Genomic DNA, 22149 nt, shown 5'->3' on the forward strand with positions numbered 1-22149 from the left:
ATTTGCCACAGCCATTTTTTATAAAAATGTCCATACTGAAGCGACATAATCCAGTCCTTGAACGTCGTCTGCAAGCCTATCTGGTCGCAGGCGATATTCAGGGATTGCGTTCTTTTTTAGAGGGACTGTCCCATCAAGACTTTCGAACTGCAGGCTTCTTGCTCGGGGAGAAGCTCTTGTCTGAGTTGGCCAATAGCGAGACTGTTTTTTGGAACTCTTTTCTTGTTCTGGTTTCTTCCAATTCAAAAGCCTATCTTGGTACCTTTCTCAAAGCTGCCATTACGCTCTATTCTGCAGGTCAGTTCAAACTCGATGTTCTTACATTACAGAAGTTTGCCGAAGTGGCCAGTCCGATAGATTGTAGAAAACTCTTGCTTACTCTTTTGCCCGTAGTTCGCACAGTGGAAGAAGTCCGTTCACTTCTGCATTTGTTTTGTTCTGACGACATACCCGCGCAAGCTTTCTATCTCTTGTCAGCAGGAACGTTGCCGTGTTATTACGAATTGTTCCAACAGCTCAAAAAGGTGGAGCACGACACTAAGCTCTTGCGCACCTATAGTATTCAGCTAATGCAACGCGGCGATAACTTGAGCTATAATATGGCAAGTATCTTGCAGTCCTATTTTGCCCTTGGCGAACTTCCGGGAACTTTCTCCCTCCGTTTGCGCGACTATGAGTTGAGTCGTTTGGACGGTTCTTACGAACTCTTCAAAAAAGAAATTCTCAAAATATAATATCAATCTTTTTTATACACCTATGAAACATGTTTTTCCATTAATTCTTTGCGGCCTGCTGCTTGCTATGCCAGCAACTGCTCGGAAGAAAAAACAGTCTGCAAAGCCTTCTGCTACAGCGGCTTCAGCAGGCGGACAACAGGCATCTGCTGCAAAACCAGAGACTACGAAAGGTCTGTTCACCGTGACAAAGCAAGGTGAAGACTATTTCTTTGAAATCGCTGATAGTCTTTTGTCCCGCGAGTTCTTAACCACTGTGCGCCTCACGCAAGCTCCTGCCAATGTTGGTAAGTTTGCTGGTGAGCAAGTGAATCAGCAGACAATCTATTTTGAGAAAGCACCTGGCGATAAGCTTTTGATGCGCTCAAACATCTTGATGAATACTGCTGATTCTATTGATGCTATCAATCGTGCAGTAACTATCAGCAATACCAACCCTATTGTGGCTGCTTTCAAAATAGAAAGCCATGCAAAGGGTATGTATAAAGTCAAAGTAACCTCTTTGCTAAACGACGATAATGCAGCGTTTAGTGTACCTCAATACTACAAGCAGAATTTCGGCCTCACGGGTTTCTTGCCGCAACTTTCCTACGTTGAAAGTGTCAAGACTTTCCCTATGAACACTGAGATTCGTTTGGTTAGAACCTTTATGTCGCAGCAACCGCGCAGTATGGCAGCATCTGCTACAGGTAAGGTAACTTTCGGTTTGAACATCTCTTTTGTTCTCCTTCCTAAGAAGCCGATGATGCGCCGTTTGTTCGATCCGCGCGTGGGCTATTTCACTGACGATTTTGTGTATTTTAGTGACAATCAGCAGCGTGTAGAGCCGAAACGTTTTATCACTCGTTGGCGTTTAGAACCGAAAGATTCTGCTGATATGGAAAAGATGAAACGCGGCGAACTCGTTGAGCCGAAGAAGCCTATTACTTTCTACATCGACCCTGCCACACCGAAGCAATGGCGCAAGTATTTGATTCAAGGTGTTGAGGATTGGCAGAAAGCCTTCGAGGCAGCTGGTTTCAAAAATGCTATTCTTGCAAAAGAATGGCCTGATTCTGACAAAACGATGAGTATGGAGGATGCACGCTACAGCGTGATCCGCTATTTGGCAGCTCCGATAGAAAACGCTTACGGCCCTCAGGTTCACGATCCGCGTTCAGGCGAAATTTTGGAAAGCCATATCTGCTGGTACCACAACGTGATGACGCTTGTTCACGACTGGTATATGATTCAAGCCGGAACGCTTGATGAGGCTGCTCGCAAGATGAAATACGACACCGAACTAATGGGCGAGCTCATTCGCTTTGTTTCTTCTCATGAAGTGGGCCACACGCTTGGCCTTCGCCACAACTTCGGCTCAAGCAGCACAGTTCCTGTCGACAGTCTTCGCAACAAAGCATTCGTTGAGGCTCACGGCCACACACCGTCCATTATGGACTACGCTCGTTTCAACTATGTAGCGCAACCTGAAGACGGAATTTCGCGCACGGGAATCTTCCCGCGCATTGGCGACTATGATATATGGGCTATCAAGTGGGGCTATACTCCGATGTGGAATGCTTTTGACGACAATAGCGACCATTATGAACTCGAGAAGATGACGAAAGAGGCTTATGCCAATGCTCGTGTCGACTCTAAAATTAGTGCTCAGTCGCGCATTTGGTTTGGTGATGGTGAAACGAATACTACTCGCGACAGCCGCTGCCAAACTGAGGACTTGGGCGATGATGCTATCAAGGCTTCTTATTATGGTATTCGCAACTTGAAACGTATGTTGCCACAGTTGCCCGAATGGACCTATCAGAGCAACGATATTTATTCCACAAATCTCAAGTCAATGTACCAGCAAATGATGGGGCAATTCCTCCGTTATATGGGGCACGTTATCCGCAATATAGGTGGTGTCTACAAGAATTATGGTACGGTGGACAATGGTGGAAATGTGTATATCAATGTCAGCAAGGCTCGTCAGAAAGAATGCTTGAAGTTTGTTGCTGATAATGTTATCACAGAGCCTACTTGGTTCCGTGAGCCAGCTTATGTACAGAGTCTCTTCCCCGATGTAAATAACGCTACATACGGCATAGCTGCACGCACGATGATGCTGCTCGTAAACACCTCTCTGCTCAATAGCCTGAATGCTGAATACCAGGCTCCAGAGTATTTGCAAGACCTCACAAACTATATTTTCAAGAACGGTACGCCTTCTCAATATACGCGTGATGTGCAGAAGCTTTATGTGCAGAATCTGATTGACTTCTTCAAATCGGCAAGTCTTTCTAATGATGCTCGCCCTGCTGTGCTGTCAACACTGAAGCAACTACGCAAAAAACTGAGTATGCCAGTGGCTAATGCTAAGACGCAAGCCCACAACGCTTCCTTAGTGGATGCTATCGATCGCGCTTTGGTGATTAAATAAATCGTATTCCTCAAAATAGCCAGCCCTATCGGGATGTTATTCTCAAAATAGCTTCTCGGTAGGGCTGGTTTTTTGTTGATGAATAGATTACTGAAAGTCAAACCAATTCGCAGTTTACAGCTCTGAGGGTGGCTTGAAATCTAACGCGAATACCTGCGGACGGAAATAACGCCTTTTTTACGCACCACAAAAACAAGCCTTTTTGCAATTCTTTCTATCAAAATTGTAAATACAATAAGGATATTTTCAAACGCAATAAGGATGTCAGCTGACATCCTTATTGTATCAGCTGACAGAATAAGGATAGAAACGTCTCTTCGGTACATGGAAACCGCAGGAATTATGAAAGCAATGTCCATATCGGACCTTTTTCTCACTTTCTGCGATATGATTTTCCAGAAATATGCCCTCTTGGGTCTCTTTCCTTAGGTTCTTGACTGATTTTTTCGAGATTTTCTTCTCTAGAAAGGAGAAGGTTGTTGTCAAATAAAAGGGTAGTAAATAAAGTCTTCTTTTGCCTCGTTTGCCTGAAGCTTCTATCTGTTCCGCTTCTCCCTTATCTCGTATCTATTTTGTATCTTTGCCTAAAAATAAATACAAGCATGATTTTCCCTGAAAATTTTGAACAGAAAATCGGGTTTGACGAAATTCGGACGTTGCTTAAAGGGCGTTGCATGTCCACGCTTGGCACCGAATGGGTCGATAGTCAGCTCAAATTTCTGTCCCGATACGAAGACGTGAGAGAAGCGCTCGAACAGGTGCGCGACTTCATACGTTTTTCTGAAGAGGAAGACGACATTTACGAAGAAAACTTTTTCGATGTTCGTCAGGCCTTGATGCGCATTCGTCCAGAGCGCACACACATGGAAGAACTTGAGCTTTTCGATTTGAAACGTTCGCTCAAGTCGGTCAGTGATTTAGTTGATTTTTTTCGCAAAAAAGGCGACGGCGAAACACCCGAATACCCAGCACTCACTCAGATGGCTTCCAATGTGGAGACATTTCCGCAAATTGTCAAGCGCATAGATGAAGTGCTCAATAAATACGGAAAAGTCAAGGATACGGCTTCTCCAGAATTACTCCAAACCCGTCATTCAATAGAAGTGACAACGCGTGGTATCAGCCATAGTTTGCGCACCCTCATCTCCGAGGCACAGAATGAAGGCTATATTGATCGCGATGTTGCGCCCACGCTGCGTGATGGGCGTTTGGTGATTCCTGTTGCCCCTGCCCTCAAGCGAAAGATTAAGGGTATTATACACGATGAGAGTGCCACGGGCAAGACTGTTTTCATAGAACCATCAGTAGTTGTAGACGCAAACAATCGCATTCGCGAATTGAAATCGCAAGAGAAGCGCGAAGTCATTCGAATTTTACAGGAATTGACCAACAACATTCGTCCTTGTGCACCTGCCATGTTGCAAAGTCTGCACTTCTTGGCTCATATCGACTTCCTGCGCGCCTTGGCGAGTTTTTCAACGACATTTGAATCTGTTATCCCCGAAGTGCGCAAATACCCCTACATGGATTGGGTGCAAGCCATTCATCCGCTGCTTCAGCAAAGTTTGCAGCGCCATGGTAGTAAGCAGGTACCGCTTGATATCGCCCTCAAAGGAAAGCAACATATTTTGTTGATTTCTGGCCCTAATGCAGGCGGTAAGTCCGTTTGTCTGAAAACTGTTGGTTTGTTGCAGTATATGCTACAATGCGGTATGCCCGTACCTATGCGCGAAAATTCCGTGATGGGTATTTTTCAGGATATTTTTATCAGCATTGGTGACGAGCAAGATCTTGAAAACGAACTCTCCACTTACAGCAGTCATTTGCTCGGTATGAAGGCCATGATGAAAAATGCAGGGCCTCATTCGCTGCTTTTGATTGACGAGTTCGGCGGCGGTACAGAGCCACAAATAGGTGGAGCTATGGCCGAAGCCATCCTCAACCGCTTTGTGGAAAACGGTACTTACGGCGTCATCACGACCCACTACCAGAATCTGAAACACTTTGCAGATTCAACGGAGAGCGTTGTGAATGGAGCTATGCTATACGACCGTGCACAGATGCAACCGCTATTCTTGTTGCGCATAGGCCATCCAGGTAGCAGTTTCGCCATAGAGATTGCCCGCAAGATAGGTTTACCCGAAGATGTGATAGCCTATGCCGCCGACTTGGTAGGGAAGGACTATGTCATGTCCGATAAATATCTCCAGGACATAGCCCGCGATAAGATGTACTGGGAGACCAAGCGCCAGAAAGTACACACGCAGGAGAAGCAGCTGCAGGCGTCGCTGGCCAACTACGAAAAAGAACTCCAGAATTTCAATCAGGAGCGAAAACAAGTGATGGCCAAAGCAAAAGAGGAAGCGCAGGATTTGCTCAAGCAGAGTAATGCGAAAATCGAAAGCACTATCCGCGCCATCAAAGAAGCTCAAGCCGAGAAAGAAAAAACGCGCGAGGTGCGCCAGCAATTGGACGAATATAAAAACACTCTTCGACAAGATATGGAAGAGGAAGACCGCATAGCGCGAAAGATTGAGAAAATCAAACGCCGGCAGCAGCGGAAGTCTGAAAAGAAAGGTTCTGCGCTACAGCAGCTGGTCAGCACGCTGTCAAAGAATGCTTCTGATCAGCCCAGGCCTGTTTCAACTCACGTGAAAGTGAGGGTGGGGGATTATGTCCGCCTAAAAGGTCAAACAACAGTTGGACACGTGGAAGTGATCTCTGGTAAGCAAGCGCGCGTTCTCTTTGGTATGATGCACACCAATGTGCCTCTGTCGCGCCTCGAAGTAACAATGAAGTCCGAGAGCAATAACATTTCGAAAGTTTCCACCTTTGTGTCGAAACAGACACGGGATGCTGTTTACGAAAAGAAGTTGAATTTCAAGTCTGAGATAGACCTACGCGGTATGCGCGGGGATGAAGCGCTCGATGTGGTATCTCATTTCATCGACGATGCCATACTCCTAGAGCAGTCGCAAGTACGTATTCTTCACGGAACGGGAACTGGTGCTCTCCGAATGCTCATCCGCCAATATCTTCATACGGTTCCCGGCGTCAAAACCTTTCATGACGAGCACGTTCAGTTTGGTGGAGCGGGGATTACAATCGTAGAATTTTAAGAAATACGAGGAAAAGAAGTGGACTTCTTCTTTATAGCAATAGATGTTTCAAAATATACAGAATGAAAAGAGGGTACAACTGACCGATTTTCTTCCAACAACGTTGAAGGAAGTCCGTCAGCGTGGCTGGGACTACTTAGATGTTATCCTCTTTAGTGGAGATGCTTATGTCGATCATCCCTCGTTTGGCGCAGCAGTTATAGGCCGCATATTGGAAGCTGAAGGCTACCGTGTGGCCATTGTTCCGCAGCCCGACTGGCATGGTGATTTCCGCGACTTTAAGAAGCTCGGACGACCACGTCTCTTTTTCGGGATTGCGCCCGGCTGTATGGACTCGATGGTTAATAAGTATACCGCCAACCGCCGCCTGCGTTCGGAAGATGCTTACAGTCCTGATGGTCGTCACGATATGCGCCCGGAATATCCAACGATAGTATATTCTCAAATTCTCAAACAGATATATCCCGATGTGCCAGTAGTGCTGGGAGGCATCGAAGCCAGTCTTCGTCGCCTTACCCATTACGACTATTGGAAAGATACCCTAAAACCCTGCATTCTCAAGGAGAGTGGGGGCGACCTCATTATCTACGGCATGGGAGAACTCCCCATGGTTGCACTTTGCCAGCTTTTAGAGGACAAAGTGTTGCACCACGAGCCCGACGCCTTTGTGGCAACTGCCGATTTTCGGAATATCGTTAGCAAATTCCCCGTTTCTCAAACCGTTACGATGGTTTCAGAGAACGAAGTTCCAGGAGGTATCACGGAGGACGATATAGTGCTGCACAGTCATGAGGATTGTTTGCGCAATCGTAAGCATTATGCCGAGAATTTTCGTCATATTGAGGAGGAGAGTAACCGTCTTCACGCGCAGCGCATCTTGCAACCTTTAGGAAAGAATTATGTTGTTGTCAATCCGCCTTATCCTCCACTGACAACGGAGCAGATTGACCATAGTTTCGACTTACCTTATACGCGTTTGCCTCACCCCAAATATCGCGGCAAGCGTATTCCCGCTTACGAGATGATAAAGTTCAGTGTCAACATCCACCGCGGATGCTTTGGCGGCTGCGCTTTCTGCACCATTAGTGCCCATCAAGGCAAGTTTATCATGTCGCGTTCCAAGGAGAGCATTATTCGCGAGGTGAAAGCCGTTACGAAGATGCCCGACTTTCGCGGTTATCTGAGCGATTTGGGAGGGCCGTCGGCCAATATGTATGGTATGCAAGGCCGCAACCGCGATATATGCGCTCGTTGTAAGCGCCCATCTTGTATCAGTCCGGCTGTATGCCCCAATCTCAATACCGACCACACTCAGCTGCTTGATGTGTACCGCGCTGTTGATGCACTTCCCGGTATGAAGAAAAGCTTTATCGGTAGTGGCGTGCGTTATGATCTCTTGCTCCATAAGAGCAAGGATGAACAGGCCAATAAGTCTGCGCAGGAATACACGAAAGAACTCATCCTTCGACACGTCAGCGGTCGTCTGAAAGTGGCTCCAGAGCATACTTCCGACCGTGTGCTACACATCATGCGTAAGCCGAGCTTCCAGTTGTTTTATGAATTCAAGCGTATCTTTGAGAAAATCAACAAAGAGGCAGGACTTAAACAGCAGATAATACCATATTTCATTTCCTCTCATCCAGGTTGTACGGAAGAGGATATGGCCGAATTGGCAGCACTCACCAAGGAGATGGATTTTCATTTGGAGCAGGTTCAAGACTTTACGCCAACTCCTATGACAGTAAGCACCGAGACGTGGTATAGTGGCTACCATCCTTACACACTCGAAGCCGTTTATTCCGCACAAACGCCACAGCAGAAATTGCGTCAACGTATGTTTTTCTTCTGGTATAAGCCAGAGGAGCGCGCAAAGATTCAGGCTGAATTGCGGCGTATGAACCGCCCCGATTTGATACAGAAACTCTACGGCGGCCTACCAGAACGCGCATCTATGCCTGCTTCTAAACCTCAGCGGAAGAAGCGAAAGGAGCGTGAAGATAAACCACATTCTTTCAATCCTAATTTTAGTAAAAACAATAAGAGGAGGCGTTGAAAAATATGCAAGTCCTACTCTGTAATACAAACAAAACTCCTTGAAAAGTCTTGCACTTTTCAAGGAGTTTTATTTTTGTAATTATGTGGAAACTAATTTATTTAAAAAATAGAAAGCTTATTTTGCCCCTTTTGTCCTTCCAAAGAAGAAGGCGGATAAGCGGGGAAATTTATGCCTCTTTCTCGTCGGCTTGCTGTTGCTGCTGTTCCTTCCATTGTTCCCGCGCATACTCTTGCATATCGGTCACAGTGTCCTTTTCGTCAACGATTTCAGTGCCGAGCATAGTCTCAATGACGTCTTCCATAGTGACAATACCGCGCAAACAGCCATATTCGTCGATGATAACAGAGATGTGCTCTTTCTGTGCCAACAATTTTTCCCAAATGACAGAGACACTCTCGTTTTCGGGGAAAGAAAGGATAGGGCGGACAAGTTCTTCGAGCTTCATGTTAAACCTATCTTCTGACAGCTTTTCGAGAATGGTTTGGCGCAGTACGTAGCCCGTGATATAGTCGTCGTTATCCTTGAATACAGGTATACGCGAATAGGTTTGGAACTGCTCGTGTTCACGAAATTCTTTAAGCGTCATTGATTCTTCCGCCATTTCCACGACAGAAGAAGGTGTCATGATTTCGCGCGCAGTAACTTTTGAAAGTTTCAGCATATTCTGCAGCATTTTGTCCTCTTTCTGCTGAAAAACACCTTCCTCTGCTCCAACGGTAACCATTGCCGAAACCTCCTCGCGACTAACAGATGCGGGAGCAGCATCAGGCTGAATGAAATTGGTGATAAGTTCCGCCAAAAGAACAAAAGGATAAGTGATGATCACAAGGAAATGAATGAGCGGTGTAAAGCGCAAAATGATGTGTCGCCAATAGGTGGCACCCAGAGTCTTCGGGATGATTTCAGAAAACACAAGGATGAGCACCGTCAGTCCAGCTGAAAACCAGCCCACAGCAGCGTCGCCAAATTGTGCGGCAGCCATAGCTCCCACGCCAGCAGCGCCAGCGGTGTTTGCAATGGTGTTGATAGTAAGGATTGCTGAGATGGGTTTGTCGATGTCTTGCTTATACTTCTTTAGGCGGCGTGCCGTTTTTGAGCCTTCGTCTTCCTTCATGGTTACGAAAGACATAGGGGTGGATAGTAAAGATGCTTCGAGTATGGAGCAAGCGAAAGATGCGAAAACTACTAAGAATAAAAGCGCTAAAAGCGGAATCATTGTTATGAAAATGCGATTTTATAAATGATAAGATGTGGAGAAATCTCACACCCGCTAGGTTTTTTGCCCAGCAGGTGCAAATATATGGATTTATGTGCGAACTGCAAAGAAAGTGAAAATGCCATGTATCTTCCGCCCCTCTGAATCTGTTTGTCGGCTTTTGCTTTCTTTTTGTAGAAAGGTGGTTTTTGCTGATGTCATAAATTCTTTCACTTTTTCTCTGATAGGTCTTTTCTGTGTTTTTAGAAGAGTAATTTTTACGCTCCATAAGCGTAAAGAAATTGTACTTTGTTCTGATGCTTCATCTCTTCTTCCGCTTTCTCTGCTACTTTTCTTTTCTTTTGGAAAAGATCTATTTGCTATGTTTCACTCCATTGAGAGTGCGGAGTTTCTGAAAGTCTTCTTTCGTCCCATTAAACACGTTGATATCTACATCGCCATGAATCCCTTTTACGCGCCCTTCAGGTGTTAATTGCCAATATTGTAGTTGCACGAAAGGTTTGAATTCCGAATAGCGTGCTATCCAAATATCATAATCTTGTAGTTCTTGTGGGGCATTAGGTAAGTGACGATTTACAAACATTTGGCCGACGTATATCAGTGGGCGCGTACCTGTGTGGCGTTCCACGATATGTAGCCATGAAAGCATGGCGCGGAATAAAACGTCTTCGCCGCCCATATCACGAATTTGCTTTTCTGTTGGTTCGACATCAAGCATTGGCGGAAGATCGCCTTGATGTGGCGCCGCATACTTTAGGAACCAAGCTGCTTGTTCTGCAGCAGACGTGTGCGTAGAGAAGAAGTGGTAAGCTCCTACTGCAATTCCGTGCTGTCGAGCGTGCATGGCATCGGTATGGAAGTACTTGTTGCGCAGCGTTTTGCCTTCTGTCGCTTTAATGTAAACAAAGCTAACGGGGTAGCTCGCATTTCCATTGATACGTCTCTTTAAGCTACCAAGACTTGTGATGCGGAGGTCGGACCAGTTGATACTATACGTTTTCTTTTTGATGTCGTGTTGGAAACGAGAAATATCAATGCCGTAGACACGATGAGCCGTGTAGACCATTTGTTCTCCAAGGAAATGATCGTTCCTCCAAATTCCTGCGTGAATAGTCTTTTGTGGCTCAATCGCAATACCAAAATTACTTCGCATTCCTGCCTTCCATGAACCTGCATAATATGTGCTATCAATGGCATAAGGCATTGGATGGTTGCTAGTGGAGGGCGATTTGAATGTTCGGAGTATTCCTTCTCCCTCAAATTCGAGATGCTGATTGAATTGTCCTATATATTCTTGTGTGCTATTATGGAATGTTCCATTTTGCAGCGTGTCTGCGTGCCAGAGTCCTTGCCATGTTCCACGTTGTGGGATGTAGAGCGTACCGAAACCTTCGCGTAGGCCGTTTTTCCATTGTCCCTGATAAGTACAACTATCACCATAGATCATAGTGCCCTCACCGTTAGGCTGCTGATGGAGGTATCTGCCTGAATAATGCTGTTTGCCTAGAACAACCTCTTGGTATAGATTCCCCACAGTATTCCAGCCCAAGATGTTGCGGGGAGAAGCCGTGGGAACTTTAAGTGAAACATTTTGGAAATAGTAATGATTGTCAAAAAGACTACGAAACCATTTTACAACATTATAGACGAGCCAGCCAATGTAGGAATGGTGAGCATAAAAGAGTTTGTGCAAACTGTCAAAGTCTGCATAATTGCTTCCGTAATTAACCCCAACAAGTTGTCCCCAACGATTAACAACAGCGGAAGTATTACAGAAGTAGCTATGATGGGTTTTAGCTTGAGCAACATCGGGCAAAATCTCTGCATTTCCTCTCGTATGTTGAAATCCGAGTTCTATTTTGGGATTTGTTAGCGGCAAACAATTTTGTGGATTAAAATACTAGGGAGAGAAATGCCGTGTGTTTTTAGGTAGAGACCTGCCTGCAATCTGGATGAGGGAGAGGCTGTCTCCGTTGCTTCGACAAAGAGAGGCTTTATAGCGACGAACCATGACTTTTCCGCTGTCAGTGGGCGAAGTGACAGTGACAGTGTAAGATTGCAGCAGTTCGCAGGAGAGCGACTTTGGCTTGCTGTGGAGCATACGTTTTACACGCGAGAGCATCGAGTCTGTATTGGCCTGTCGGAGGATTGTTTTTTCGCGAAGAACCATAACATCGTTGTAGCCATCGTCTACGACGGAGTGCGTGCGGGCATAATAATCAAATTCGCGGTGGCTGCGTTTGAGCTGCTTGCTCAGAAGTTCGAGAGCAATGCTATCTTCGCGAAGTTCCTGCCTCAGCGTGCAGTCCGTTTTCTTTGTAACCATAGATGCAGGCGCTGTAGTGGCTGTCACAACGTGCCCACCGTTCGATATAAAAAAGCCGTTTCCCAATAGTTTTACTTGGTTTGTGGAATCCGATAAAGAGAGCGATTCGTCAACGACTTTTGTAGAAAGTTTATTAGAATAAAGTGTGTCACCGCTTTGAGATATGATGCGATTGGTACAGGTGAGTTCTACTTGTACCAATCCTGAGAGTTGATTTTCAAGAGAGGCAGGAAAAAATATTATTCCCAAGCAGGAAACAAAGAGTACTGCAAGAATGCCCCATTTGAAACGGCGAATCCAAGCTGCCTGCTGACGCAGCGACTTTTTAGAAAGTCTTCCAATTTGTTGGGAGCGTTTTCTAAGGCGTTCTTTGAGTTTTGCCAGGTTTTCTTTCTTTTCTCCTGTCTTTATATGTCTCCGCAATATCTTATTTGCAGGAAATTTCATTATCCTAACGTTGTTGTGTGGGTTAATAAAGGACGAGCTGCAAGAGAAGAGTCTGTTTGCTTTTTCAAAACACTTTGCCTTGCATCTCGTCCTTCGTTCCTAAATTTAAGTGTTAGTCTGCTCCCTCGCTGAGTAAGTCTTTTCCCCAGTGCTGTGAAGATAAACGTTTCTCGCGCTCTTGCACTTCTTTGGCTTTCCGCGCATACACAATCATACGAAGCGATTGCGAGTAGGAGACATAATTCCATATCCAGTTGAAAAGAACAATGATCTTATTTCTTACGCCAAGAATGGAGCGGAGGTGTACAAATAGCCACATGAGCCACGCCACAAAGCCGTGCATACGAATCTTGCTAAATTCGGCAATTGCCCGATTGCGACCAACCGTAGCCATGGCGCCGAGGTTGCGATAGTGGAAAGCTTTGAGTTCTTTGTTCTTCTCTAGGCGTTGCAAGTTCTTTGCAAGCAGGCGCCCCTGCTGTATAGCTACTTGTGCCAACTGCGGATGGCCGTTAGGGTAGTCCTCGTCTGCTGTCATAAGACATTGGTCTCCAATGGCAAAGACTCCGTCCAGGCCCGTTACGCGGTTGTATTCGTCCACTTTAATACGTCCGCCTCTGCCTAAGAACTCTGTTCCTAAGTTACCTACGGGTTGAGCGGCTACACCACTTACCCAAATAAAGGTGCGTGTAGCTATGGAGCTTCCATCTTTTAGTTGTACACGATGGTTCTCGTATCCCGTGACCATTTTATTGAGCATGACGTTAACGCCCATCTCGCGGAGGTATTGTTCAGCATGGCTCGAATTTTTAGGGTTCATTGCAGCCAGCAAGCGGTTGCCTGCTTCGATAAGATAAATTTGCATCAAGCTGCTATCCATATCTGGATAATCTTTAGGCAAGATGTAGTTTTTCATCTCTGCCAAAGCTCCAGCAACTTCGACGCCCGTGGCGCCACCTCCCACAATCACAACGTTAAGCAGTTCTTGTCGTTCTTGCTCACTGGCGCAGGTAAGTGCACGCTCGAAGTTCTCGAGCAGAGCATTACGCAGTCCCATAGCCTCACTTACATTTTTCATGGGGATAGCCTCTTCTTCCACTTCCTTATTACCAAAGAAATTGGTAGTAGTACCCGCTGCAAAAATCAAGTAGTCGTAACTAATCTTGCCTATGGAAGTTTGCAGAATCCTCTGTTCTGGAAAGATAGAGCGCACTGTAGCCATGCGGAAAAAGAAGTTCTTACGGCGTTGATATATTTTGCGGAAGGGAAAAGAAATAGAACTGGGTTCTAATCCCGCAGAAGCTACCTGATAGATAAGTGGCGGGAATTGGTGATAGTTATTACGATCGATAAGCACTACTTGGAAGTCGGAGTGTTTTAGTCGATTGGCTACCTGCAGGCCTCCAAAGCCGCCACCGACAATGACCACGCGTTTTTTGTCGGATTTAGGAACGTTGAAACTCATCTTAGAATAGTTGTTATGTTAACCCAAAGTGCTGTGGGATTTGTGTTTGTTTTAGAAAAGTATCCAGCCCGCAATGCCGCAAAGCAAAAGCATAAAGATGGGGCTGAAGTTGAATTTTGCACTGCCGATAATCGTAGAGATAAAGAGGAAAATAGACACTCCTAATTCCCAATTACTAATCGTATCTCCTCCTTTTGCATCGGGCATCATCAATAGGATGGCTCCTGATAGGGCTATTCCAGGAATGACTGGTTTGAGCCAGCTGATGACAGTTTGTGTAATTCCCAACTCTTTTAATAGGCTTTTGAAGCGGCAGAAGATGCCTGTGCTAACAAAGGATGGGAGCGTCACGCCGAGCGTGGCAATAAAACTTCCCAATATGCTATATCCCGTTGTGAGAGTTGAAGCTGCTGTAGTGTATCCGCCTACTGTTGCTGCATTCAAGGCAAGATCGCCAGGTGTAATCAAACTTAGTGCTATCAAGTTCGAAACTTGGCTAGGGCTAAACCATTCGTGTTGTGAGATAAAGATATTGCCAATGAAAGCTGGCAGAACGGGAGCACCGCCAAAAGCTAGAAGGCCCGTCAGGAAGAAGCTTACAAAGAGTGAGAGATAAAGAAGCAGCATGATTCAGACTTCTGTTTTATTCGTTAGGCCGAATGGTTACGGCATACAAGATTGCTGCAAGGACAATAGCAATAATGATATAGGCAGGAGAAATACCGAGGAACACAATGGAAGCTATCGTACCTATGAGTAGCCAAACATTGGCCAATGCGATACCTGAGCTTTTTAGCATTCTGATAACGGAAACTACGATAAAGGCGATGATACCAGGGCGTAGGCCTTTCAGAAAGGCAGTAAGATGCTTGTTGTCTTGAACTCCATTGAAGCAGATAGTCAGTATGAGCAAAATAGCAAAAGCAGGAAGGAGTGTTCCTAATGCTGCAGCTATACTGCCTTTCCATCTGCATATCTTATGCCCCAAATAAACAGCTAGATTGAGACTAAACACGCCTGGCATGGCTTGTGCAATGGCTAGTGAGTTGTCAAATTCTTCTTCTGTTAGCAAAGCTGTGGCTGTTAGCTTTTTGCGCAAGGGAGAGATGGCGGCATAACCATTGCCTAGCGCAAAACCAGCCTCTTTTAAGAAAAGGACAAAAAGTTTCAGAAAAGAGTTCATTCTGTTGTGCGGATTACTGATGTTGCTCGCGAATTAAATCGTTTACCGTCTTAACGGGATTGAAAGTGATGAGAGGGACCTCTACAAACACTGTGTTCCAATCGCTCATCGCTCCGTTCCAAAGTCCGGGAAGCTCAAGGGCTTTTAGCTCGCGGCCGTTCTTGCTTTTGAGGGAGATAAAACCTGTTGTCTTATCTACAAAATCGGGCAGATTAAACTTCTCGCCTTTGTAGTTTTTAACAGCGCAAACGAGATCTACGGGGTTGAAGTGTGTGCCTTTGACATACATGGCTTTGGTCTTCTCATCGTCCATATTGATTTGGCTACTCTCCAAAATTTGCAGGGAGATGCTGCCGTCCTGGTTATAAGCCAAGAATGGGCCGCCTCCAGGCTCGCCCACATTGGGCACCATGCCGCAAATACGTATTGGGCGGTTCAGTTTCTGGTAGAGATAGTCGGCCAACGCTTTTCCGTCTAATGGGAGTAAAGTCTTGCAGCAGAGTTCCTTTTCGAGGAAAAGTTTTATCTCGTGCAAATCGGTAGGGCTGTACTGCCCACTTTCAAGTAGATGTAAGTATTTGAACGTTTTCTTTTGCAGCGAAACGAGAACGCCAGCCAGCAATTTCTTATTGTGTACTGTTTCTGGTTTGAGACGATCAGGCACTACGTTGTCGATATTCTTGATGAAAAGAATATCTGCCGTGATATCGTTGAGATTCTCAATCAATGCACCGTGTCCTGCAGGGCGGAAGAGCAGACTTCCGTCGTCTTGGCGGAAAGGCTCGTTGTCCGGTGTAGCAGCAACGGTGTCCGTAGAACTCTTTTGTTCGGAAAAACTGATGTTATATTTCACTCCGAATTTTTCTTCCAGTGCCGGCACACTTTCTTGGATGTGTGCTTCGAACAAAGGACGATGTTCTGGCGATACGGTGAAGTGTGCGTTCACAGTGCCGTCCGCTTCTTTGGCATAGAGTGCGCCTTCCACAAGATGTTCCTCAGCGGGGGTGCGAACACTATCTTCATAACGATGGAAGAGCAAAAGTCCTTTCGGAAGTTGACCATAGTTGAGACCTTCTTTATGAAGAAGTGCGTTGACAATCTTTTTATATTCGCCTTCTTTCAGGAGTTCTTCACAGTTTTTATTATGGAGCGTCTTGCACTGTGCGTCCAATGCGCTAAAGAAAGCGTAATGCTCTAGATTATTGAAGAAAGTCTTTTCAAAATCTGTCGTCGGAACATCGTAGCTGGCCTCGCTGAACGAAAATAGGTCTTTGAACATTCGGCTAGCTGCTCCGCTGGCTGGCACAAACTTTACAATGTGGAGCGACTTAGCTGCTTCGTCCCACGCTTCTGCAAACGCCTGTTGCTCTTCTTTCGTAGGTTTCAGAATACCTTCTCCAACACCAGCTGCGGCATAAAGTTTCAGATATGGAAAACCAGTTTTGAAACAGTTTAATTGTTCGTTAAGTTTCTCTTCCGATATACCTTTTTGAGCGAGTTGCTCTTTGTCTTTAGCACTAATCATATTTGTTCCAAAATTTATTGCTACAAAATTACGCCTTTTCAATTATAGATTCAACTGTAACCTAAAGTTTTATCAGCAGATTCCTGCGTATTGAATGGTGGAACTTCAAAATCTAAAATAGCTGATAATGTTTTGATAACTACATATTTCTTTTATTCGGTTGGAAAAAACTAATTTTGCTTTACAAAAAGAGAAAAGAAATGAAAGATATTTATTGTGAAGTCCACGCAGGACAAGAGTTTCAATATGCCTATAAGTATCCGCGTGCGTCTTTGACGGCCGACAACATAGTGTTTAGTTTTCACGATAAGAAATTATACGTCTTGCTCGTGGAGCGTGCAGCAGATCCTTATAAATCCCATTGGGCTTTTCCGGGAGGCTTTCTGAATGTTGGCGAAGAGGATCTGCCTACTTGCGCTCGCAGAGAATTGGAGGAAGAAACTCACTTGCAGGTGGGGACATTGGTCGAACTTGGTGTTTTCTCTCGTCCTGACAGAGATCCGCGCGGTCCTGTGGTGACGGTGGCCTATATGTCGTTTGCTCCAATGGAACAAGTTCTGGCCGATGATGATGCCGCCGATGCTCAGTGGACTCCCATAGACGCTCTGCCCAAGCTGGCTTTTGATCACCATGAGATATTGCTTGTTGCGCTCCGCCGACTCAATCGCTTGACGGATTTGATGGAAGCTTTCCCGAACTTCTTAGACACGGCACTCCCTCTTTCCGAACTTTGGTCGTTCCGCTCGGCTGTAGCGAATGCTCTGGAGACGGAAGAGAGTAGAGAAGAATGCGAGTAGGAGGATGTTCTAAAACTCTTTTATTGTCTTCGCTCGTGTTTCTTCTTAGTCTGTGTCTTAAAGGTTTTATACTTGTCAAAATTTTTCGTATTCTACACCCCCGAGAATCGCTTGAAATCGAGCGCAAAGGCCTGCGGACGAAAATAACGCAGTTTTGAGGCATCATTAAAATAGGTCTATTTTAAATTTCTCAAGAGGAAATTTTATTTTCTATACTACAAATTTTATTTTCTCCTTGAGAAATTGAAAATACAATAAGGAAAATTTCAAACGCAATAAGACTGTCAGCTGGCAGCCTTATTGCATTTTCGGACAGAATAAAGAAAAATATGCCTTTATGGCTTGTTTTTTCCATTTAATTTATCTGAAAATGGAGTTCTTTTCACTTATTTTCTTTGGTGAAAGGGTAGCTAATGGTTGCAACTGTGATTTTTGATGCTGGCTTCGACCTTTCTTCAGGGAAAATGAGTGTGTTTAATTTCTAGATTGGAAAAGTGGAATATCAAATAAAACGACAGTAAGTAGGGCTTTTTCTTCGTGGGAATAGTAGAGAGAAATAAATAAAAAGTCTGCAACCTTTGGGAAATGTGTTGCAGACTTTTGAGTATAAAACTGTAGCCTTCTGTTGCTAGAAAGCAATAAAGGGTAGTTTGTCTTAGTAAACTTCAACGTAGTTGGCCAAGCGTTTGGCTTTTTCTCGGATGGTATTTAAGTCGGTATCCGTCGGTCCATTCACCACTACTACACCCATACGGCGATGGAGTCTTGTTGTGGGTTTACCAAATATGCGGATATCAGCATCCTCTTCACAAGTTTGTTCCAATCCGCGATATTGTGGTTGTTTTTCTGATTCTATGGGCGAGAGAATCACTGCGCTTGCTCCATATCTCATTTGCTTGATGCAGGGGATGGGTAAGCCAATGACGGCGCGTAGGTGAAGTTCGAATTCGTTGAAGTTGAGCGTGTTGGCAAGTGTAACCATACCCGTATCGTGGGGGCGTGGAGAGAGTTCTGAAAAGTAAACCTCATCGCCTTTCAAGAAGAATTCTACGCCCCAAATACCTGCACCCGTCAATGCTTCAGTCACTTTTGCCGCCATTTCCTCGGCTTTTTTCAACTGAGTGGGGGTAGTTGCTGCAGGTTGGAAACTTTCCCGATAGTCGCCATGTTCTTGTACATGTCCAATGGGAGGGCAGAAGAGTGTAGGACCATTTTTCTGAGTGACGGTAAGTAGCGTGATTTCGCTGTCGAAACGGATAAATTTTTCAATGATAACTTCCTGAATGTCGCCTCGGCTTCCCTCTATGGCTGATGTCCACGCATCGTGAAGTTGGTCGGGATGTTTCACAAGGCTCTGCCCGTGTCCAGAACTCGACATTAAGGGTTTGATAACACATGGGAAACCAATTTCGTTGGCCGCCGCTTGTAACTCCTCGTAGTTCTTTGCATAGAAATAGTGCGCAGTCTTAACGCCCAATTCTTTAGCTGCCAAATCGCGGATAGCCTTACGATTCATCGTGAAGTTGACAGCACGAGCTGACGGCACAACTTGTATGCCTTGTTGCTCGAAGTCGTAGAGCCGTTCTGTGCGAATGGCTTCGATTTCGGGAACAATGATGTCGGGGCGATGCTTGCGAACGACTGCCTCCAGAGCGTCGCCGTCGAGCATAGAGAATACTTCCGCTTCATCGGCCACTTGCTGTGCTGGAGCTCCAGCGTAACTGTCGCACGCAATAACATATTGTCCCAAGCGTTTGGCTGCAATTGTAAATTCTTTGCCTAATTCGCCAGATCCGAGCAATAAAATTTTCTTCATTGATAAATGCTTTATAAATGGAAAAAGCACACAGTGTCCGAGAAAGGGTGTGTGCTTATTGTTTGACTAACAAAGGGGGGTCGAGAACGAACCCATCGTAGAGTCCGTGTCGTCCTTTTTGGGCAGTGCCACTGGCTGATAGAAGCGGGCAAATTCCCGAAGAAATTTTAGAGTGTCTTCGCGTGGCGAAGTGCGATGTGGTAAAGAGTCAGTCATAGGCAACTTGCTTTATAAATTATTCTTGTGCGGTTCGTGATTGCGTTATTCACGCGATTTCGTCGCATCTATTTATTCAAACGCAGAGCCTATGTTTTTAGTATGTATGTCTTGATTTATTTTCTGCTTTTCTGTGTTTTCTTCTTTCAGAAGAGTAAAAACAGACAGAGTTCCTTTCTTGCTGAGGAACTCTGTCTGTATGAATCTGTGTGGATAATATCTGCTTAGATAGCGTTGAGCTGGATGTTGTATTCTTCAGCCATGCGACGCATATTCATGATAGCATAACGCATCCGTCCAAGAGCTGTGTTGATGCTAACGCCCGTAAGTTCGGCAATCTCTTTAAAAGAAAGCTCCTTATAGTAGCGCATATAAACAACGTCCCGCTGATTTTCTGGAAGATGATTCATCAAATTCCGCACATCGTTTAGGATTTGGTCGTTTACCAAGCTATTTTCGATGCAGGCGTCTGCCAGTCTTGCGTTATTAAAAATGTCGTATTCCACTTCATCATTAGAAATAACAGAGTTGGCATTCTCTACACGGAAGAGATCGATAATGAGGTTGTGGGCGATACGTGTTAGCCAGGCGTAGAACTTACCGCTTTCGTGATATTTGTTCTGACGTATGGTTATAATGGCCTTGACAAATGTTTCTTGGAAGATATCTTCTGCAACATCGTCATTACGTACAATATAATTTATATAGGAATAGAGCCTATCTTTATAGCGGGACAATAGGACATCAAACGCCTCGTTATTTCCTTGTGCATAAAGGCCGACAAGAACTTCGTCCGGCTGAAAATTGAGAGTAGTCATTACTTTCAGATGTTTTGATTTTGGAGTAATGATGTTTCGATAGGCAGTAATTTTATAGTTATCGTTTGCAAATGTAATAAATGTATAGTATAAAACAATACTTGAATGTGAAAAATAACACAATAAAGCTATAATTCTAGCGTTTTTGCGATGGTTTATAGATGTTTTGCGAGGAATTTTTCCATACCACGGTAGAAATCAAAACGGTTTTCTTGGTTGTGAAAACCATGTCCTTCGTTTTCTTTTACCATGTATTCTACTTCTACACCATTCTTTCGAAGAGCTTCTACCATTTGGTCGCTCTCTGCTTTGTTGACGCGTGGATCGTTAGCCCCCTGAGCAATAAAGAGCGGTACGCGTATTTTGTCGGCATGGAGTGCCGGTGAAGCAGCCGCTAGCAAGTCGTGATCAGTTTCGGGATTGCCCACTTGTTCATACATCATTTCAAGCATTGGCTTCCAGTAGGGTGGAATCGTCTTCATGAAAGTGAAGAGATTAGAGACGCCGCAGTTGTCTATACCGCAGCAATAGAGCTCTGGCGTAAAGGCGAGGCCTGCCAGAACGGCATAACCACCATACGAAGCACCATAAATGGCTACTCGTTTTGGGTCAGCAATACCTTCTTTTATGAGATAAGCCACGCCGTCAGAAATGTCATCTTGCATCTTTCGTCCCCATTCTTTGTAGCTGGCTTCTAGAAACTTACGTCCATATCCCGTTGATCCACGGAAGTTCATATTAAAAACAGCATACCCACGATTGCAGAGAAACTGAACGACGGAGTCGAATCCCCAATAATCGCGCGCCCAAGGACCTCCGTGTGGATTGATGATAACGGGGTGAGGAGTAGGATTCTTTTTGTCAAAGCTTTTTGGCAAGCTGAGGTAAGCCTCCAGTTCTAGTCCGTCGCGCGTAGTGTATTTGACTGCTTCCATTTCAACCATTTCTTCCTCGTTGAGCCATGGTGAAAGATTGGCAATTTTTCTGGGCTGGTCTTCATGAATGTCGTAGTAGTAATACGCCCCTTTATTGCGATCACTACCTACATAGAGTAGATACTTTTCTTCCGCCTTGTCGCAATCAGTCATGCCGCAGTGGAGACCCGGGAAGAAATTTCGCATTTTTTCTTTCAAGTTCTTTTCTTCCTCATCAAAGTAGTGGCGCACAGGCTCTTTGTGACCGCTACAGAATACACCTAATAGTTTTTTGCGCTTTCGGGAATAGCTGATGGACGAGATGTCGTAGATAGGATTTTCATAAAGCACTTCTATCTCTTCGCACGTTGCAGGATCCATCAGCACTAAGACAGATTTGTCGCGTCCTAAATTAGTTGCAGCATACACATACTTATTGTCAGGCGTAAATATCATGAATTCAACGCTTTCCTTAAAATTTGTGGTCAGTACTGCACGGAAATCTTCGTCGTCATGGTCGCGGTAGAGAATTTGAGTATTTACGCCGTCCACAATTGCCGTTACCGAACGGAGAACTCCATTGTGATCGGTCATCCATCCCTGCCAATTACCCGGATTTTCAGCGAGTTGCGTAAGTTCTCCCGTTTTCAAATCAAGGCGATAAGGATCGAAAACCTCAGGATTACGCTTGTTCATACCAATAAGCACTTGATCAGGAATATCTTCTAAATCATCAATAATTCTAACACGCACCCCATCGAAAGGAGTATAGCAGCGGAGGTCAGAACCATCAATATTTACACCGAAAAGGTGGTAATTCTCGTCTCCACCATCATCTTTCATAAACAATATGCGCGTATTGTCCACCCAAAAGTAGCCAGCAACGCTTCGCTCGGTTTCGTGAGTCAGCTGCGTGGCTTCTTCCTTATCCAAGTTGCGAACAAAAATGTTCATCCGGTCTTGGTAGGGAGCCATGAAGGAGAGGTTCTTTCCATCGGGGGATAATTGAAACGCTGCTTGCGGGCTGTTGCGAAAAAAGTCTTCCAGGGGGATTTGTCGTACGGACATAGTTTTGTTTTGATATGATTAGGGTGCGCA

The 22149-nt window shown here is 45.0% G+C and carries 16 protein-coding genes; 5 read left to right on the forward strand and 11 right to left on the reverse strand.

Annotation, left to right across the window (positions count from 1 at the left end):
* Positions 1–26: 26 nt before the first annotated feature.
* The 4 genes from FHS60_RS00070 to FHS60_RS00085 all read left to right on the forward strand — a co-directional run bounded on the left by FHS60_RS00070 (position 27) and on the right by FHS60_RS00085 (position 8325).
* Positions 27–734: a hypothetical protein gene (locus FHS60_RS00070; RefSeq protein WP_183693300.1), complete on the forward strand. Its 708-nt coding sequence runs from the start codon at positions 27–29 to the stop codon at positions 732–734.
* Between the two features lie 22 nt (positions 735–756).
* Positions 757–3153 (forward strand): zinc-dependent metalloprotease, encoded by a 2397-nt coding sequence (locus tag FHS60_RS00075; RefSeq protein WP_183693303.1) that lies wholly within the window; start codon positions 757–759, stop codon positions 3151–3153.
* 602 nt (positions 3154–3755) lie between these two features.
* On the forward strand, positions 3756–6272 hold the full coding sequence (locus tag FHS60_RS00080) for an endonuclease MutS2 (protein ID WP_183693305.1): 2517 nt from the start codon (positions 3756–3758) through the stop codon (positions 6270–6272).
* 43 nt (positions 6273–6315) lie between these two features.
* Positions 6316–8325 carry a YgiQ family radical SAM protein gene (locus FHS60_RS00085; protein ID WP_183693309.1) on the forward strand — a complete coding sequence of 670 codons (2010 nt, stop codon included), beginning with the start codon at positions 6316–6318 and terminating at the stop codon, positions 8323–8325.
* 169 nt (positions 8326–8494) lie between these two features.
* Here FHS60_RS00085 and FHS60_RS00090 read toward each other — a convergent pair whose 3' ends face one another.
* From FHS60_RS00090 to FHS60_RS00120, 7 genes are all read right to left on the reverse strand, one after another.
* On the reverse strand, positions 8495–9544 hold the full coding sequence (locus FHS60_RS00090) for a CNNM domain-containing protein (protein WP_183693324.1): 1050 nt from the start codon (positions 9542–9544) through the stop codon (positions 8495–8497).
* A 352-nt stretch (positions 9545–9896) separates the two neighbouring features.
* Entirely contained in the window at positions 9897–11423 is a 1527-nt protein-coding gene (locus tag FHS60_RS00095) for a GH25 family lysozyme (protein ID WP_244957379.1), read from the reverse strand.
* 21 nt (positions 11424–11444) lie between these two features.
* Complete coding sequence (locus FHS60_RS00100; protein WP_183693327.1) at positions 11445–12317, reverse strand: hypothetical protein; 873 nt, start codon at positions 12315–12317, stop codon at positions 11445–11447.
* Positions 12318–12429: 112 nt separating this feature from the next.
* The gene (locus tag FHS60_RS00105; protein WP_183693330.1) at positions 12430–13782 is read right to left on the reverse strand and encodes an NAD(P)/FAD-dependent oxidoreductase; all 1353 of its coding nucleotides are present in this window, start codon (positions 13780–13782) and stop codon (positions 12430–12432) included.
* 51 nt (positions 13783–13833) lie between these two features.
* Positions 13834–14409, reverse strand: a complete 576-nt coding sequence (locus tag FHS60_RS00110) for a chromate transporter (RefSeq protein WP_183693333.1) — start codon at positions 14407–14409, stop codon at positions 13834–13836.
* Positions 14410–14425: 16 nt separating this feature from the next.
* Positions 14426–14965: a chromate transporter gene (locus FHS60_RS00115; protein ID WP_183693336.1), complete on the reverse strand. Its 540-nt coding sequence runs from the start codon at positions 14963–14965 to the stop codon at positions 14426–14428.
* A 13-nt stretch (positions 14966–14978) separates the two neighbouring features.
* Positions 14979–16490, reverse strand: a complete 1512-nt coding sequence (locus tag FHS60_RS00120) for a DUF4301 family protein (protein WP_183693339.1) — start codon at positions 16488–16490, stop codon at positions 14979–14981.
* Between the two features lie 200 nt (positions 16491–16690).
* On the opposite strand from FHS60_RS00120, the gene FHS60_RS00125 reads away from it, so the two are divergent.
* On the forward strand, positions 16691–17287 hold the full coding sequence (locus FHS60_RS00125) for an NUDIX domain-containing protein (protein WP_183693342.1): 597 nt from the start codon (positions 16691–16693) through the stop codon (positions 17285–17287).
* A 655-nt stretch (positions 17288–17942) separates the two neighbouring features.
* Here FHS60_RS00125 and purT read toward each other — a convergent pair.
* The 4 genes from purT to FHS60_RS00145 form a co-directional block, all read right to left on the reverse strand.
* Positions 17943–19103, reverse strand: coding sequence for a formate-dependent phosphoribosylglycinamide formyltransferase (gene purT, locus FHS60_RS00130; RefSeq protein ID WP_183693345.1), 1161 nt, complete (start codon positions 19101–19103; stop codon positions 17943–17945).
* Positions 19104–19169: 66 nt separating this feature from the next.
* Positions 19170–19319: a hypothetical protein gene (locus FHS60_RS00135; RefSeq protein ID WP_183693348.1), complete on the reverse strand. Its 150-nt coding sequence runs from the start codon at positions 19317–19319 to the stop codon at positions 19170–19172.
* 224 nt (positions 19320–19543) lie between these two features.
* Entirely contained in the window at positions 19544–20137 is a 594-nt protein-coding gene (locus FHS60_RS00140; protein ID WP_183693351.1) for an RNA polymerase sigma factor, read from the reverse strand.
* Between the two features lie 155 nt (positions 20138–20292).
* The gene (locus FHS60_RS00145; RefSeq protein WP_183693354.1) at positions 20293–22119 is read right to left on the reverse strand and encodes a S9 family peptidase; all 1827 of its coding nucleotides are present in this window, start codon (positions 22117–22119) and stop codon (positions 20293–20295) included.
* Between the last annotated feature and the right edge of the window lie 30 nt (positions 22120–22149).

Source organism: Alloprevotella rava (genome assembly GCF_014195585.1).
GTDB lineage: Bacteria > Bacteroidota > Bacteroidia > Bacteroidales > Bacteroidaceae > Alloprevotella > Alloprevotella rava.

Excerpts from the sequence above, each read along its gene's own strand:
- FHS60_RS00140 (WP_183693351.1), bottom strand. The coding sequence starts at position 20,137 with ATGACTACTCTCAATTTTCAGCCGGACGAAGTTCTTGTCGGCCTTTAT.
- FHS60_RS00080 (WP_183693305.1), top strand. The coding sequence starts at position 3,756 with ATGATTTTCCCTGAAAATTTTGAACAGAAAATCGGGTTTGACGAAATT.
- FHS60_RS00070 (WP_183693300.1), top strand. The coding sequence starts at position 27 with ATGTCCATACTGAAGCGACATAATCCAGTCCTTGAACGTCGTCTGCAA.
- FHS60_RS00120 (WP_183693339.1), bottom strand. The coding sequence starts at position 16,490 with ATGATTAGTGCTAAAGACAAAGAGCAACTCGCTCAAAAAGGTATATCG.
- FHS60_RS00105 (WP_183693330.1), bottom strand. The coding sequence starts at position 13,782 with ATGAGTTTCAACGTTCCTAAATCCGACAAAAAACGCGTGGTCATTGTC.
- FHS60_RS00090 (WP_183693324.1), bottom strand. The coding sequence starts at position 9,544 with ATGATTCCGCTTTTAGCGCTTTTATTCTTAGTAGTTTTCGCATCTTTC.
- FHS60_RS00100 (WP_183693327.1), bottom strand. The coding sequence starts at position 12,317 with ATGAAATTTCCTGCAAATAAGATATTGCGGAGACATATAAAGACAGGA.
- FHS60_RS00135 (WP_183693348.1), bottom strand. The coding sequence starts at position 19,319 with ATGACTGACTCTTTACCACATCGCACTTCGCCACGCGAAGACACTCTA.
- FHS60_RS00145 (WP_183693354.1), bottom strand. The coding sequence starts at position 22,119 with ATGTCCGTACGACAAATCCCCCTGGAAGACTTTTTTCGCAACAGCCCG.
- FHS60_RS00085 (WP_183693309.1), top strand. The coding sequence starts at position 6,316 with ATGTTTCAAAATATACAGAATGAAAAGAGGGTACAACTGACCGATTTT.
- FHS60_RS00115 (WP_183693336.1), bottom strand. The coding sequence starts at position 14,965 with ATGAACTCTTTTCTGAAACTTTTTGTCCTTTTCTTAAAAGAGGCTGGT.
- FHS60_RS00110 (WP_183693333.1), bottom strand. The coding sequence starts at position 14,409 with ATGCTGCTTCTTTATCTCTCACTCTTTGTAAGCTTCTTCCTGACGGGC.
- purT (WP_183693345.1), bottom strand. The coding sequence starts at position 19,103 with ATGAAGAAAATTTTATTGCTCGGATCTGGCGAATTAGGCAAAGAATTT.
- FHS60_RS00075 (WP_183693303.1), top strand. The coding sequence starts at position 757 with ATGAAACATGTTTTTCCATTAATTCTTTGCGGCCTGCTGCTTGCTATG.
- FHS60_RS00125 (WP_183693342.1), top strand. The coding sequence starts at position 16,691 with ATGAAAGATATTTATTGTGAAGTCCACGCAGGACAAGAGTTTCAATAT.